The 13,044-nt window shown below is 54.6% G+C and carries 12 protein-coding genes; 7 read left to right on the top strand and 5 right to left on the bottom strand.

What is annotated here, in order from left to right; all coding sequences use genetic code 11:
- Positions 1–68: 68 nt before the first annotated feature.
- The gene (locus tag TH4_RS18380) at positions 69–1,337 is read right to left on the bottom strand and encodes an imelysin family protein (RefSeq protein WP_064782274.1); all 1,269 of its coding nucleotides are present in this window, start codon (positions 1,335–1,337) and stop codon (positions 69–71) included.
- Between the two features lie 341 nt (positions 1,338–1,678).
- On the opposite strand from TH4_RS18380, the gene TH4_RS18375 reads away from it, so the two are divergent.
- Positions 1,679–2,380 (top strand): cytochrome b/b6 domain-containing protein, encoded by a 702-nt coding sequence (locus TH4_RS18375; RefSeq protein ID WP_064782273.1) that lies wholly within the window; start codon positions 1,679–1,681, stop codon positions 2,378–2,380.
- 109 nt (positions 2,381–2,489) lie between these two features.
- On the opposite strand, the gene TH4_RS18370 is transcribed toward TH4_RS18375, so the two are convergent.
- Entirely contained in the window at positions 2,490–2,954 is a 465-nt protein-coding gene (locus tag TH4_RS18370; RefSeq protein ID WP_064782272.1) for a c-type cytochrome, read from the bottom strand.
- A gap of 198 nt (positions 2,955–3,152) precedes the next feature.
- Here TH4_RS18370 and TH4_RS18365 point away from each other — a divergent pair, with 198 nt between their 5' ends.
- The 4 genes from TH4_RS18365 to TH4_RS18355 all read left to right on the top strand — a co-directional run bounded on the left by TH4_RS18365 (position 3,153) and on the right by TH4_RS18355 (position 6,945).
- A complete protein-coding gene (locus TH4_RS18365; protein ID WP_209272169.1) occupies positions 3,153–4,703 on the top strand; it encodes an NAD-dependent succinate-semialdehyde dehydrogenase in 1,551 nt (516 codons plus the stop codon).
- A 498-nt stretch (positions 4,704–5,201) separates the two neighbouring features.
- A complete protein-coding gene (locus TH4_RS20725; RefSeq protein ID WP_157088485.1) occupies positions 5,202–5,363 on the top strand; it encodes an RSP_7527 family protein in 162 nt (53 codons plus the stop codon).
- Positions 5,364–5,526: 163 nt separating this feature from the next.
- Entirely contained in the window at positions 5,527–6,315 is a 789-nt protein-coding gene (locus tag TH4_RS18360) for an alpha/beta fold hydrolase (RefSeq protein ID WP_064782271.1), read from the top strand.
- Positions 6,316–6,330: 15 nt separating this feature from the next.
- Positions 6,331–6,945, top strand: a complete 615-nt coding sequence (locus TH4_RS18355) for an NUDIX domain-containing protein (protein ID WP_064782270.1) — start codon at positions 6,331–6,333, stop codon at positions 6,943–6,945.
- A gap of 7 nt (positions 6,946–6,952) precedes the next feature.
- Here TH4_RS18355 and TH4_RS18350 read toward each other — a convergent pair whose 3' ends face one another.
- The 3 genes from TH4_RS18350 to TH4_RS20985 form a co-directional block, all read right to left on the bottom strand.
- Positions 6,953–7,675: an SDR family oxidoreductase gene (locus tag TH4_RS18350; RefSeq protein WP_064782269.1), complete on the bottom strand. Its 723-nt coding sequence runs from the start codon at positions 7,673–7,675 to the stop codon at positions 6,953–6,955.
- A gap of 161 nt (positions 7,676–7,836) precedes the next feature.
- Complete coding sequence (locus tag TH4_RS18345; protein ID WP_008892138.1) at positions 7,837–9,126, bottom strand: polyhydroxyalkanoate depolymerase; 1,290 nt, start codon at positions 9,124–9,126, stop codon at positions 7,837–7,839.
- Positions 9,127–9,825: 699 nt separating this feature from the next.
- The gene (locus TH4_RS20985; RefSeq protein ID WP_255356223.1) at positions 9,826–9,957 is read right to left on the bottom strand and encodes a hypothetical protein; all 132 of its coding nucleotides are present in this window, start codon (positions 9,955–9,957) and stop codon (positions 9,826–9,828) included.
- 800 nt (positions 9,958–10,757) lie between these two features.
- On the opposite strand from TH4_RS20985, the gene zwf reads away from it, so the two are divergent.
- Positions 10,758–12,251 carry a glucose-6-phosphate dehydrogenase gene (zwf, locus tag TH4_RS18340; protein ID WP_063090213.1) on the top strand — a complete coding sequence of 498 codons (1,494 nt, stop codon included), beginning with the start codon at positions 10,758–10,760 and terminating at the stop codon, positions 12,249–12,251.
- A 73-nt stretch (positions 12,252–12,324) separates the two neighbouring features.
- Positions 12,325–13,044, top strand: a complete 720-nt coding sequence (gene pgl / locus TH4_RS18335; protein WP_063090211.1) for a 6-phosphogluconolactonase — start codon at positions 12,325–12,327, stop codon at positions 13,042–13,044.

Here is a 13,044-nt window from a genome sequence, read left to right as displayed (position 1 = left end):
TCAAAGCAAAACGGCGGGAGAATTCATCCCCCGCCGTTCACAGTCAGGCAGGTGCCTGATGATCAGGATTAGTTGACAGCAGCCGGGTTGTCGAGGCTGTCGGAACCTTCGAACTCGATACCATCAATGCCGACCGCGGCAATGATCTGTTCGATCGATTTGGTCTGATCGACAAGCGCATCAACAAAGGCCTGAACGACGGCATTGCCATCTTCGTTGCCCATGGCAATCAGCTGATCAAAGGCTTCGCCGCCCTGTGCGCGGGTGACCATGACTTTACCGGCAACAACCGATGCCGCCAGCTTGGCGCGCAGTTCGGTATCCAGTGCCGCGTCATTGGCCGCAACCAGATCAGACAGCGACGAACCTTCAACGACCGAACCATCAACACGGGTGTAACGGCCAAGGTAAACGTTCTGGATGCCCAGCGCGTCATAGAAGTGGCTGTTGTGGGTGTTATCCGAGAAGCAGTCATGCTCTTCTTCCGGATCATGCAGCAGCAGGCCAAGCTTGGTACGCTCGCCGCCCAGTTCGCCATAAGACAGCGAACCCATGCCGGTCACAATCGCGGTCAGGCCCGGAACGCCATCACCTTCAAGAACGGTTTCGCGTGCTTCGCCGCCTTCGGCCCACTGCGCGGTCATCCATTCAAGATCGGAAACCATCAGATCAACTGCCGCCTGAAGGTATTCACCACGACGGTCGCAATTGCCATTGGTGCAGGCATCACCCGATGCATAGTCGGTCCATTTACGTTCACCGGCACCGGCATCGGTCCCATTGAGGTCCTGCCCCCAAAGAAGGAACTCAATCGCGTGGTAGCCGGTGGCAACGTTTGCTTCGACGTCGTCAATTTCATGCAGGCTTTCAAGCAAAGCAGCATCAATGGTCGAGGCATCAATGGTTTCGCCCGAGATGGTCAGGGTCGGGTTGGCAATAACATTGGCGGTATAAGCCGGGTTTTCTTCGCTTTCTTCGCCGTAAAGGCCGGTTTCTACATAGTCGATCAGACCTTCATCAAGCGGCCAGGCATTAACCTTGCCTTCCCAGTCATCAACAATCGCGTTGCCGAAACGGTAAACTTCGGTCTGCTGATAGGGTGCGCGCGACGCCAGCCATGCGGATTTCGCGGCATCAAAGGTCGAGGCCGACGGATTTGCAACCAGCTCATCAATCGCCGCCTGCAGTTCCTTGGCGGTGATCAGTGAATCTTCGTAACCGGCATGCGCGATATCGGCATAAGTGGTCAGCACGTCTTTGGCAGCCGGTGCGGCATATGCCTGCGCGCCAAGGGTAGTGACCAGTGCGGCCGTACCCAGAATCTTTGCGATCTTCATAGGAGTTCCCATCTATCCCTGAATGGTGAGCCAAGGGCAAAAGCCCCGTCGATCAAGGTGAAAATCCGTCACGCCCAAAGAATGGACGCGCACAGGAACTGTGACCCTGATCACTTTGCTTTCGCCAATTGATACTGCTTGTGAGAATGATTTTCAATTAAAGAATTGGCAATTCGCAAAGTTTTAGGTTTCGGTAATGTGGCAACCATTGGTTGACGCGCGGTTCACGGAAAAATCGTACGGTATGGAAAATTGATCTGTCTTTAAGTTTCTTGACGGAAACTGCTGTGCGATATTTTTCGCAATTGAATAACCCCTGTTCGTGCAAAGAGAGAGACCCGATGAGCACCCCGTCCGCAGACGAAAAGAAAGTCAAACTTTGGGATTTCCCGGTTCGCCTGTTTCATTGGGCTCTTGTCGTTGCCATTGTCACGGCCTGGTGGAGCAATCGTCAGGTGATGATTGATATCCATGCCATCGCCGGTTACAGCGTGCTTGCGCTTGTGATCTTTCGCATCATCTGGGGCTTTGTTGGCAGCTCAAATGCCCGCTTTGCTGATTTCCTGACCGGTCCACGCCATGTGATCGGTTATCTCGGAAAATTGCCCAAGGGTTCGACCTCTGAACTGACATATACCGGGCATAACCCGGCCGGGGGCTGGATGGTTTTGGTCATGATCTTGCTGGTCGGGGTGCAAGCGGTATCTGGCCTGTTTGCCAGCGAGGATACCTTCCTGTTCTTTGACGGGCCGCTGGTGGCTTATGTCAGTTCCGATTTTGCCAGCACCATGAACTGGATCCATCACACCAATATCAACCTGATCTATGGGGCCGTCGGGCTACATGTCTTTGCCGCGCTGTTTTATCTGGTCGTAAAGCGTGAAAACCTGATCCGGGCGATTGTGATTGGCACCCGCCGCGTGCCGGTCGAACTGGCGGGGCGCTTTGCAAATATCCGGTTTGCCTCACCCGTGCTGGGAATTGTGATCCTGATTATCTGTGCGCTTGTGGTGTGGGGCGGTGTGACGCTGGCGCGCTGTTAGTTCAGGGCCGCGGATAATAATGACAAAGGCCAACGTTCGCTTGATGGAGCGTTGGCCTTTTTGATTTCCCAGAAAACCCCATGATCGGGTGGGGCCGCAAGATCAAATTTTACTTGGTGCGGAACTCGTCGTGGCAACCTTTGCAGGATTTGCCAAGATTGCCCATCGCAGCGCCCATCGCACCCTTGTCGCCAACGGCATCGGCCAGCGCAAGCGCAGCCTGCTTCATTTCCGGGAAGCGACCAGAGAAATCATCCCAGTTGGTCCAGATATCGGCACTTGCCGTGGTCTTGACGGATGCATCCGGGGTTTGCGGTTCAAACGCTGCCGGGGCGGCACCCGCCGAAAACGCAATGCCCTTGGCCAAGTTGGCCAGAACCGGATCGGGCAGGGTGCATTCGCCCTTCATATAGCAGCCAAGTGTGCCCATCGCGCCGCCGATGCCATCCATCAGCATCTTGCGGTTTTCAACCGCGGCGTTGTCGGATGCTTCATCGGCCTGTGCCATCATCGGGAATGCGGCACCTGCAGTTATGATCGTGCCGAGGAGACCGGCAAAAAGGAGCTTCTTCATCTTGGGTTCTCTCTCCAAAACGCGTTAAAGTGTCTCTCTGAGTGCAGCGTTCAGTTTAGTTTTTTATATTGAGATGTAAGCACGTTATTGCCATTAGCCCGCCGCAAGGCTTAGTGTCCCAGCAGTGCCCCCGAAACTGTAATCACAAGCGCGTGATCACCAAAATTTTTGTTGTTGCGTGCCAAGGAAGTCCCGCCCATGTCCGCTGCCACCCGGAATAATTCACCCTCCGCATCATCCGCCCCGGATCCGCAGGCCAATGAGACCCTTATTCGCGAGGGACGCGCGCGTGCGCGCGCCCTTATCCGCGACTGGAACCTTAAACATGCCTATATCAACGGGGAATGGCGGGCGGCCGACAGTCGTGAAACGCTGGACGTAATCGACCCGGCAAAGGGTGACGTGATTGGCACAGTGCCGTTTATGCGCACATCCGAGGCCCGGCAGGCAATTGATGCGGCCCACGCGGCCTTTCCGGCATGGTCGCGCATGCTGGCACGCGAACGGGCAGATATCTTGCGCCGCTGGCGTGACTTGCTTGAAACCCATCAAGAAGACCTCGCTGCCCTGATCACCCTTGAACAGGGAAAACCGCTTGATCAGGCGCTGCGCGAAGTGGTCGGTGCGATTGCCTATGCCGAATGGTATGGCGAAGAAGCCAAGCGTGCATATGGTCAAACCATGCCCGCAACCCAGCGCGATCGTCGCGTTGTTGTGCAAAAACACCCAGTAGGTGTGGTCGCGGCGATCACGCCCTGGAATTTTCCGCTGACCATGGTGGTGCGCAAATGTGCGCCGGCATTGGCGGCAGGCTGTACCGTGATTGTCAAACCGGCCGAGGATACCCCGCTTTCGGCATTGGCAGCCGCCAAACTTGCCGAACAGGCCGGTTTTCCGCCCGGTGTGTTTAACGTCGTGACCGGTTTGCCCCACCCGATAGGCGAGGCCCTGACAGGCGATCAGCGCGTTCGGATGTTGTCCTTCACCGGTTCAACCTCGGTGGGCAAACGGTTGATGGAACAGTGCGCGCCGACGATGAAAAAACTGTCGCTGGAACTTGGCGGTAATGCGCCCTTTATCGTCATGGACGATGCCGATCTTGATGCGGCCGTTGCAGGCGCGATGATTTCAAAGTTCCGCAACAGTGGCCAGACCTGCGTTTGTGCCAACCGCATTTTCGTCCAGGACGGTGTCTATGATGCCTTTGTCGAAAAGTTCGTTGCCGCCAGCAAGGCACAGACCATCGGCAATGGATTTGTGCCTGGCACGGAATTGGGGCCACTGATCAACCGTCAGGCGGTGGCGAAGGTCGAACGCCTTGTTGCCGATGCCCAAAAACGCGGTGCAAACCTGATCTATGGTGCGGCCTTGCCCGAGGAAGGCTTTTTCACGCGGCCACTTGTAATGACCGATGTGCCCGATGATGCAGATTGCTTTGACGAGGAACTGTTTGCCCCGGTGGCGCCGATCTATCGGTTTGGCACCGAAGATGATGTGATCACACTTGCCAATCGGGTGCGCACCGGACTGTCTTCTTATATCTACAGTCGCGATATCGGGCGTATCCAACGGCTTGCCGATCGTCTGGAAGTCGGTGTGGTCGGCATCAATGATGGCACCACCAGCCACGAAGGTGCGCCGTTTGGCGGGGTCAAGGAAAGTGGTCAGGGCCGCGAAGGCGGTCATTGGGGGCTTGAGGAATATCTTGAGCCCAAATACCTCAATTACGCCCTTAAGTCGGGCATCTGACAGCGTGTAAAGAGCCCCCATATAGGCGGATCGTAAAACGGCAATATCCTGATCGGGTATTGCCGTTTTCTGCTTTTTGATGAGCTATGCAAAATTGTGTGGTGTGACTCTGGCGAAAATATCCGCAATTTTGACCGCATTTGGCGAAAAATCGATCTGCACCAAGTATTTTTCGATGATTTTTCTTCTGCGCAGGACTTGAAATACCGTCGGGCAGAGAATCTTCATATTAGGATCTTCATAGGTTTGGCTAGATGTTGAGGGTTTCCAAACATGAAAATGTGAGCAAAACGAACGCCTTATTTGTCATGATACAAATATGTGAAATGTGCATGACGAAATTATCTCATTGCCAGTCATAGGTATGCGTTGAGTGCATGTTTGGGGTGATAAAACTCTTCTCGTCGGTATGATCAAACAGGCGTACACCGGGTTTAACGAAACACACAGCGAAACCCCGGCGGGAACAACGCCGGATGCTTTTAAGAGGAAACGGACATGAAAATGTATCGTGATTATGACCTGGTTGCCCTGCAGCGCGAAGCTGAACATCTCCGTGCACAGGCTATGCGTCAGATGCTTGTTGCACTGGTACGCAAAGTTGGTGCCCTGTTTGGCGCACACAACAAACCCCACGGTGGTGTTGCTGCTGGCGCGTAAGTGCGCTGCCAACCACACCCTGCGACCGTTCAACCGGTACGCTTAAAAACGCCTCCGCATCTCGTTGTTGCGGAGGTGTTTTTGTTTGGGCACTTCACCTTCGCAGTTTGCACCGCTATTAAGGGGGATCGAACCCGTTCGAATTGTGCAGAAGTTGGCCTTTATGAAACTAGCCCATTACGCCTTTGGCGAAGAAAACCGTGACAACGGCACCATCGTGATTGTCCATGGCCTGTTTGGTCAGGCCCGCAACTGGACGGCCATCGCACGGCGGCTGGCGGAAAAGTATCACGTTGTCACTGCTGATTTGCGAAATCACGGACGCTCCGACTGGGACGCGGAAATGACCTATCCGGCCATGGCGGCCGATCTGGCCGAACTGATCGGCGAGGTATCTGATAAACCGGTGCATCTGGTCGGGCATTCGATGGGCGGCAAAGCATCGATGGTGCTTGCCCTTTCGGCCGATGCCGGTTTGGTTGCCGATCTGGTCGTGGTCGATATTGCGCCGGTTTCCTATGACCATGATTATAGCGGCTATATCAGCGCCATGCGCGATGTCGACTTTTCCACCATTTCGCGCCGCTCCGAGGTCGAAGACGCCCTGTCTTCCGGGGTGTCGGAAAAAGGCGTGCGTCAATTCCTTGCCCAGAATGTCGCGACCGACAAGGAAACGGGTGCTATGTCATGGCAGGTCAATATTGATGCCATGGCCAATCATCTTGACGATATCATCGACTGGCCAACGGACGGGCTTGCCGATCAGTATGATGGTGATGTGCTGTTTATTTCGGGCGCAAATTCGCACTATGTCGATCCCAAGGACCGCGATCACATCAAGTCGCTTTTCCCCAAGGCGGCCTTTACCAGCATCAAGGGCGCTGGCCACTGGGTGCATGCCGAGAAACCCGATGCCGTGCTTTTGACCCTGTCTGCCTTCCTGAAACGCTAGTCCGGTGACGCCATCATGTTCGATCTGCCCAAAGGCTGGTCTCTTCCCGATCAGGATCACATCCGTGTCAGTGATATCGAATGTCTGTCGGATAACTGGTATCGGCTTTATCGCGTCAGCTTTGATCTGAAGCGATCAGATGGATCATGGCAAAGTCAGACGCGCGAAGCTTATGAACGCGGCAATGGCGCGGGCATCCTGCTTTATAACCGCCAAGATCGCACAGTGATCCTGACCCGTCAGTTTCGCCTGCCAAGCTTTGTCAATGGCAACGAAGACGGCATGTTGATCGAAGTGCCAGCGGGTGTGCTTGATGATCGTGATCCGGCCTCAGCCGTCATTGCCGAGGTCGAAGAAGAAACCGGCTATAAGATCGGAAAGCCCCGCCAGGTCTTTGACCTGTTCATGAGCCCGGGATCCGTCACCGAACGTCTGCATTTGTTCATTGCCGAAGTCACCCGCGATCACCGCGAAGGCGATGGTGGCGGCCTGCATGAAGAGGGCGAGGATATCCATGTGCTTGAGATCGGCTTTGACGACATCGTTCCGATGATGGCCGATGGTCGTATCCGCGATGCCAAGACCGTGATCCTGTTACAGCATGCCCTTCTGACCAAGCTGTTTGATTAAGCCCGCCTCACCAAGGCAGCTCTGTACCATCATAGGCAAAGAACCCGCCTGATTTCTGGGCACCAAGCTGATCAATGACGTTCAGCATATTGGCCGTCGCCTCGTCCGGACTTTGTACTTTCAGCCCTGATTTGGCAAACGGGCCGGAAAGGCCGGTATCGACCGTGCCGGGATGAAGGGCCACGCAAACGCAATCACGCTTGTTCCGCCCGATTTCAATCGCGGTGCATTTGACCAACTGATTAAGCGCTGCCTTCGCCGCACGGTACCCATACCAGCCCCCCATGCGATTATCCCCGATACTGCCAACCTTGGCCGACAGGGTGGCAAACACCGATTTGCCTGAACGCGGCAACAGCGGGCAGAAATGCTTCATCAAAAGCGCCGGGCCAATCGCGTTAATCTGAAACTGCTTGGCCATGTAGTCGGCATCAATCTGACGCAGGGATTTTTCCGGCTGGAAGGTTTCATCGTGCAAATAGCCGGTGGCATCAATGATCAGGCGCACTTCGCCACCAACCGTTTTGACATAATCCGCACATTCGGCGACGGTTTCCGGGCGATCAAAATCAAGGGCAGGACTGCTGGATCGCGAAAGCGCGATCACCCCGGAAAACCGCCCGCTGGCCTGCAAATGATCGACAAAGGCCTTTCCGATGCCGCCTGTTGCGCCGCAGACGACGGCAAGGCTGTCTTGGGGAAAGCTGTCAAATGTCGTCAAGCTGGTCATGATGGTGGGCTCAGTCGTTGTTTCGCTGTTTAAAACTTTACGCGTTGCCGCGAAGGGCGGTTCACCTGTGCCTTTTTGTTGTTGGCAGTACTGCGATCAAACCAAAAAAAAGCCGCCTGTTTTTATGCAGGCGGCTTTTGATATGGGGTTGCGGTTAGGTGTTATTCGGCCGCGTTGATATGCGTGACATTGGGGGCGCTGCGCGCACCTTTGCCTTCGTGATCGTGGCGGCGGATGAATTCCTTGATCCGCGGGCTGATCTGTTCGCGCCAGCGACGCCCGTTAAAGACACCGTAATGGCCGACACCCTGCTGAAGATGATGCATGCGCATATTGTCAGGCAGATTGGTGGTCAGCTTGTGGGCCGCGCGGGTCTGTCCCATGCCGGTAATGTCATCACGTTCACCTTCAACGGTCAGAAGGGCCGTTTTGGTGATGGCGGATGGATCAACCGGAACACCCTGCCAGCGCATCGTACCTTCGGGCAGGCTGTGTTCGTGGAATACGACCTTCAGCGTCTGCAGATAAAACTCGGCCGTCATATCCATGACCGCCAGGTATTCCTGATAGAAATGACGCTTGGCATCGGCACTTTCGCCGTCACCTTCGACAAGGTGATTGAACATGTCGTGATGGGCGGAAACGTGGCGATCCCAGTTCATGCTCATGAAGCCGGCAAGCTGCATAAAGCCCGGATAAACCCGGCGCATCACACCTGCATGCGGCAGGGGCACGTGGGAAATTACATGCTGCTCAAACCAGTCAAGGGTATGCTGCTTGGCGAACTTGTTGACCTCGGTCGGGTTTTCGCGGGTATCAATCGGGCCCCCCATCAGGGTCATTGATGCGGGCTGGCAGGCTTCGTTGCCTGCTGCCATCAGGGATGCTGCGGCAACCACCGGCACAGATGGCTGGCAAACGGCCATCATATGCGTGTTCGGGCCAAGCTTGCGCAGGAAGCGCATCAGATAATCGATATAGCTATCAAGATCGAAATGGCCAAGGTGGACGGGCACCAGACGGGCATCAATCCAGTCGGTGATATAGACATCATGATCGGGCAGAAGTGCTTCGACCGTGCCGCGCAGAAGCGTTGAAAAGTGTCCGGACAACGGTGCCACAATCAACAGGCGCGGGTCATCGGGCTGCGTTTTCAGATGGTCGGTTTCGCGCTTGAAATGCAACAGGTTGCAAAAAGCTTCGCTGTGGACGATTTCTTCGGTGACCGGCACGGTTTCACCGTTGATCACCGTCGTGTCCAGACCGAATTCCGGTTTGCCGTAACGATGGGTAATATGCGTGAACACGTCACACGCCGCGGCCGCTGCCCGACCCTGATGGGTATAGGACATTGGATTGGCCGGATTGCGCAGCCACTTCTTGCTGGCATCTGCGGCCATGCGAAGCGGGCTTATTGTGGCGTGCTGCAATTCATAAAGGTGATACAGCATTTATTCTCACTCCCGGGTGACCGACAAAGGTTTAAGTGGTCACCGACCTGGTTTACGGCATTTCACCCTGTTTTATCCGCGCACAGCTTACCTGCGCACGTAATTTGGCTTGTTTCAGAATTCCGGTCGGGACGAATAATTTCCGTTGGCCGATCTGACGCCCGTTGCTCAATATCTGGGAATCAGCGTTCTGAAATCCAATTGTTGCTTCAAAGCCTACTTGAGTTCCGCAGACAAGCAATAGCCATAAAGTATGAGGAAATGACGAATTATCTTTTTTCAGCCTGATTCAAACGAAATTTTGCCGGTTTGTCGAGTGAAATTTTGCAATGCAGCTTAAACTGTTGCGATGCAATAAAAAGTTTTTGGCATGTAGCGTTGGATCTTGGCAGGCGATTGATGAGGTGAATGTGAGGAAGGCTCATGTTTTTTGTTGGGGTAAATCTGGTGCCGGGTACGTGCAAATCAAAAAAAGCGCCGCTATTGGGGAAATAGCGGCGCCAGTAGGCGGAGTATGCGGAAAGCATTATTGCGGTCCATGAAGCCCATAGGGAAGACCGGGCGTAGGGAAGGTCTGACCGACAGGCGGGACAGGGTTTGGGTGCGGGGTTGCCTGCCGGTCAGACGCCCGTGATGGACAAAAGCTGGGTGGCTTATGGTCCGGGCCTCAGAAACACAAATAACGTGTGTTGGGAATTCCTAGACAAGACCGCGAAGGGTCTGGGCCATACCAAGTCCGATCACAAACAGGAAAAATCCTGTGCTGCCGACAACAGCGACTGTGCTGCAAAGCTCGTTCAAGCGGGTCGGGTTCTCGATCAGTTTCAGCATGGTGTGTCCTCCTCAATCTGTCTGAGGAAACCATACTGTTCTGATTTTGTTCTCGCAAGAACAAAATTGGAACAAAGAAGGATAATGTATGTTAAGTATATGATATATATAAATTAAATTTCGTTCACAAATGTTCTCATTCTTGTGGTGAGAACAGGAACGAGAACGGGTTTTCTTGGATCAATGAGATCGAAAAGGCGCAGAAAGCAGCGATTCCGCGCGAGTCTTGTTTCAATGTTCTTTTGTGTTCTCGCTGGTTGATGGGAATTAAACGCCGATTGAACCGGCCCAAGAGATCGTTTTTTGGAACAAACCGTGCGCCAAATGCAAATCGTCCGAACTGTTTAAATAGTGCGGGCGGGGGAGTTGGCAGAATCAAATTGTTGCACGATGTTTCAACTGTCCTAAAATGTAGGAAATCCGGCTGTAATTGCAGTGGTTTTGCAACAAACTGTTACGGTTAAACCGGATTTCGGTAAAACGTCTTCTATCGCGCGTGATCGCAGTGGTCTTGCCCCCATGGATCGTGTAACAGTGCGCGTAAGGATCGTGGCGAATTAGCCTTGCTGATCAGGACACAGCAGGGCCGGACGTCAGGCTCCGGTCGTCAGGTGTTTGGCGACAGACCATCGGTCATCAAGACGGGTGTCATATTCCTGTCAGGTGACAAATAACAGGCGGGATCGGAAAATCCGGTTCTGCATCACGGCATCGGCCGTGCCCCGATTGTCTGCCAGGATCGCAAGATCCAGGGTCCCACCTTGGCGACGGGAAGGAAACGTTGGAAGGCTAAGGGCATAATGAAACAAAGGCAAAGGCTTAAGCATCGTATCGCGGATATCGTGATTTTCGGTGGGACCGGAGATCTGGCGTTACGTAAACTTTTTCCCGCACTGTATGAAATGGAACGCACAGGGCGTTTCGATGATGAGACCCGCATCTTTGGCGCATCGCGCAGCGAACATAGCGACGAAGATTTTCGGGCCAAGCTGGAAGAAGCCGGGAAGAAATTCATTCCCAAAGGCGAATTCGAACCCGAGACGTGGGCGAAGTTCGCCAGCCGCATCGCCTATGTGCAGGTTTCTGCCGGCGATGAAAGCGGGTTCAAGGTCCTGTATGAAAAGCTGTCCGATCAGCCTGATCGTGATCGCGTCTTTTATTTCTCGACCAGTCCGTCGCTGTTTGCCGACATGGCCTTTAATCTGAAAAAGGCCGGTCTGGTGACGCCGAATTCCCGTGTCGTGCTTGAAAAGCCGCTGGGCCATGATCTTGACAGTTGCCGCGAAATCAACGGCCAGATCGGTGAAGTGTTCGAGGAAAACCAGATTTTCCGTATCGACCACTATCTTGGCAAGGAAACGGTGCAGAACCTGATGATCCTGCGCTTTGCCAATGCGATGTTCGAGCCGTTGTGGAACAGCGCGCATATCGATCACGTCCAGATCACGGTCGGCGAGGAAGTCGGGGTCGAGGGCCGCTGGTCCTATTATGACGATGCCGGTGCCATGCGCGATATGGTGCAGAACCATATGTTGCAGCTTTTGTGCCTTGTCGCGATGGAGCCGCCCTATGTCCTTGATCAGGACGCGGTCCGCGATGAAAAGGTCAAGGTGCTCAAAGCCCTTCAGCCGATCAACGATAGCAACATCGACAGTTCCACCGTGCGCGGCCAGTACCGCAAGGGCGCTGTGGGCGGCAAGGAAGTGCCGGGTTACCTCGAAGAGGAAGGTGCCAATACCGACAGCACCACCGAAACTTTTGTCGCGATCCGGGCAGAGCTTGATAACTGGCGCTGGTCTGGCGTTCCGTTCTATCTGCGTACGGGCAAACGGTTGCCCAAACGTCATTCGGAAATCGTCATTCAGTTCCGTGACGTTCCGCACCAGATTTTCCCGCTGGCAAAATCCATGACCAACTATCAGGCCAACAAGCTGGTCCTGCGCCTGCAACCGGATGACGGTATCCATCTTGTGCTCAATAACAAGAACCCGGGGCCGGGGCTTGTCCGTCTGCGCCCAACCGCACTCAACCTGTCCTTTGCCGAGGCCTTTGGCGGCCGCAGCCCGGATGCCTATGAGCGTCTTTTGCTGGATGCGATTGATGGCAACAACACCTTGTTTGTGCGCCGCGATGAACAGGATATTGCCTGGCAGTGGGTCGACGCCATTCAGGATGCGTGGCAGAACAATCATGTCACGCCCAAGGGATATACCGCCGGAACGTGGGGCCCGTCTGCTGCCATCGCCCTGATCGAACGCGATGGCCGGACCTGGAACGAAGAGGCCGGGTTCTAGCATTGTGCACCCCGGTACTTGTGTGCCGGGGCCTTGCGCAAACTCGCCATGACCCCAACTTCGGGAAGAAGACATGACAAACGAACGCACATTCAAAAGCGGCGATGAAATGCTTGCGGCAATGGTCAAGGAAACCGTTGATCGTCTGGAATTTGCCATCGCAACCCGCGGACACGCCAGCATTGCTGTTGCCGGTGGACGCTTTCCAAAGCCGCTGTTTCAAACCCTTTCACAGGCGCGCCTTGACTGGTCAAAGGTGATTGTCACCCTTGGCGATGATCGCTGGGTCGGGCTTGATGATGATCAGTCCAATGAGAAGCTGGTGCGCGATAACCTGTTTATCAACGAAGCGCAGAACGCCCGCTTTGTGTCGCTGAAAACAGCCGATAACAGTCCGGAAGACGCGGTCGAAACCGTCAGCGCGCGTTTGCGAACGGAAATGCACTGGCCGCTTGATATCGTATTTTTGGGGATGGGGGATGATGGTCATACCGCATCGCTTTTCCCGTCCTCAACCCCCGAAGCCCTGGGTAATGGGCTTTATCCCAAGCATGGCGAACTGGTCGCCGCTGCCCGCCCGACCGTATCCCCGGTCCCGCGTATCAGCATGACTTTGCCAGCCATCCTGAATTCCCGGTACATTGCCATCCATATTACCGGACAATCCAAATGGTCGACCTATGAAACCGCGAAAAACGGCACGGAAATCGAAGAGATGCCGGTTCGCGCAATCTTGCAACAGAACGATGTCCCCGTCGATCTGTGGTGGAGCGCCGAGAACCCGAAAGGCTGA

Source organism: Thalassospira tepidiphila MCCC 1A03514, assembly GCF_001662875.1.
In the GTDB taxonomy this organism is placed as follows: domain Bacteria; phylum Pseudomonadota; class Alphaproteobacteria; order Rhodospirillales; family Thalassospiraceae; genus Thalassospira; species Thalassospira tepidiphila.
This window is presented reverse-complemented; position numbering and strand designations above follow the sequence as displayed.

What these genes read in the sequence shown, in the direction of transcription:
- TH4_RS18380 (WP_064782274.1), bottom strand. Translation starts at nt 1,337, where the DNA reads ATGAAGATCGCAAAGATTCTGGGTACGGCCGCACTGGTCACTACCCTT.
- TH4_RS18375 (WP_064782273.1), top strand. Translation starts at nt 1,679, where the DNA reads ATGAGCACCCCGTCCGCAGACGAAAAGAAAGTCAAACTTTGGGATTTC.
- TH4_RS18370 (WP_064782272.1), bottom strand. Translation starts at nt 2,954, where the DNA reads ATGAAGAAGCTCCTTTTTGCCGGTCTCCTCGGCACGATCATAACTGCA.
- TH4_RS18365 (WP_209272169.1), top strand. Translation starts at nt 3,153, where the DNA reads ATGTCCGCTGCCACCCGGAATAATTCACCCTCCGCATCATCCGCCCCG.
- TH4_RS20725 (WP_157088485.1), top strand. Translation starts at nt 5,202, where the DNA reads ATGAAAATGTATCGTGATTATGACCTGGTTGCCCTGCAGCGCGAAGCT.
- TH4_RS18360 (WP_064782271.1), top strand. Translation starts at nt 5,527, where the DNA reads ATGAAACTAGCCCATTACGCCTTTGGCGAAGAAAACCGTGACAACGGC.
- TH4_RS18355 (WP_064782270.1), top strand. Translation starts at nt 6,331, where the DNA reads ATGTTCGATCTGCCCAAAGGCTGGTCTCTTCCCGATCAGGATCACATC.
- TH4_RS18350 (WP_064782269.1), bottom strand. Translation starts at nt 7,675, where the DNA reads ATGACCAGCTTGACGACATTTGACAGCTTTCCCCAAGACAGCCTTGCC.
- TH4_RS18345 (WP_008892138.1), bottom strand. Translation starts at nt 9,126, where the DNA reads ATGCTGTATCACCTTTATGAATTGCAGCACGCCACAATAAGCCCGCTT.
- TH4_RS20985 (WP_255356223.1), bottom strand. Translation starts at nt 9,957, where the DNA reads ATGCTGAAACTGATCGAGAACCCGACCCGCTTGAACGAGCTTTGCAGC.
- zwf (WP_063090213.1), top strand. Translation starts at nt 10,758, where the DNA reads ATGAAACAAAGGCAAAGGCTTAAGCATCGTATCGCGGATATCGTGATT.
- pgl (WP_063090211.1), top strand. Translation starts at nt 12,325, where the DNA reads ATGACAAACGAACGCACATTCAAAAGCGGCGATGAAATGCTTGCGGCA.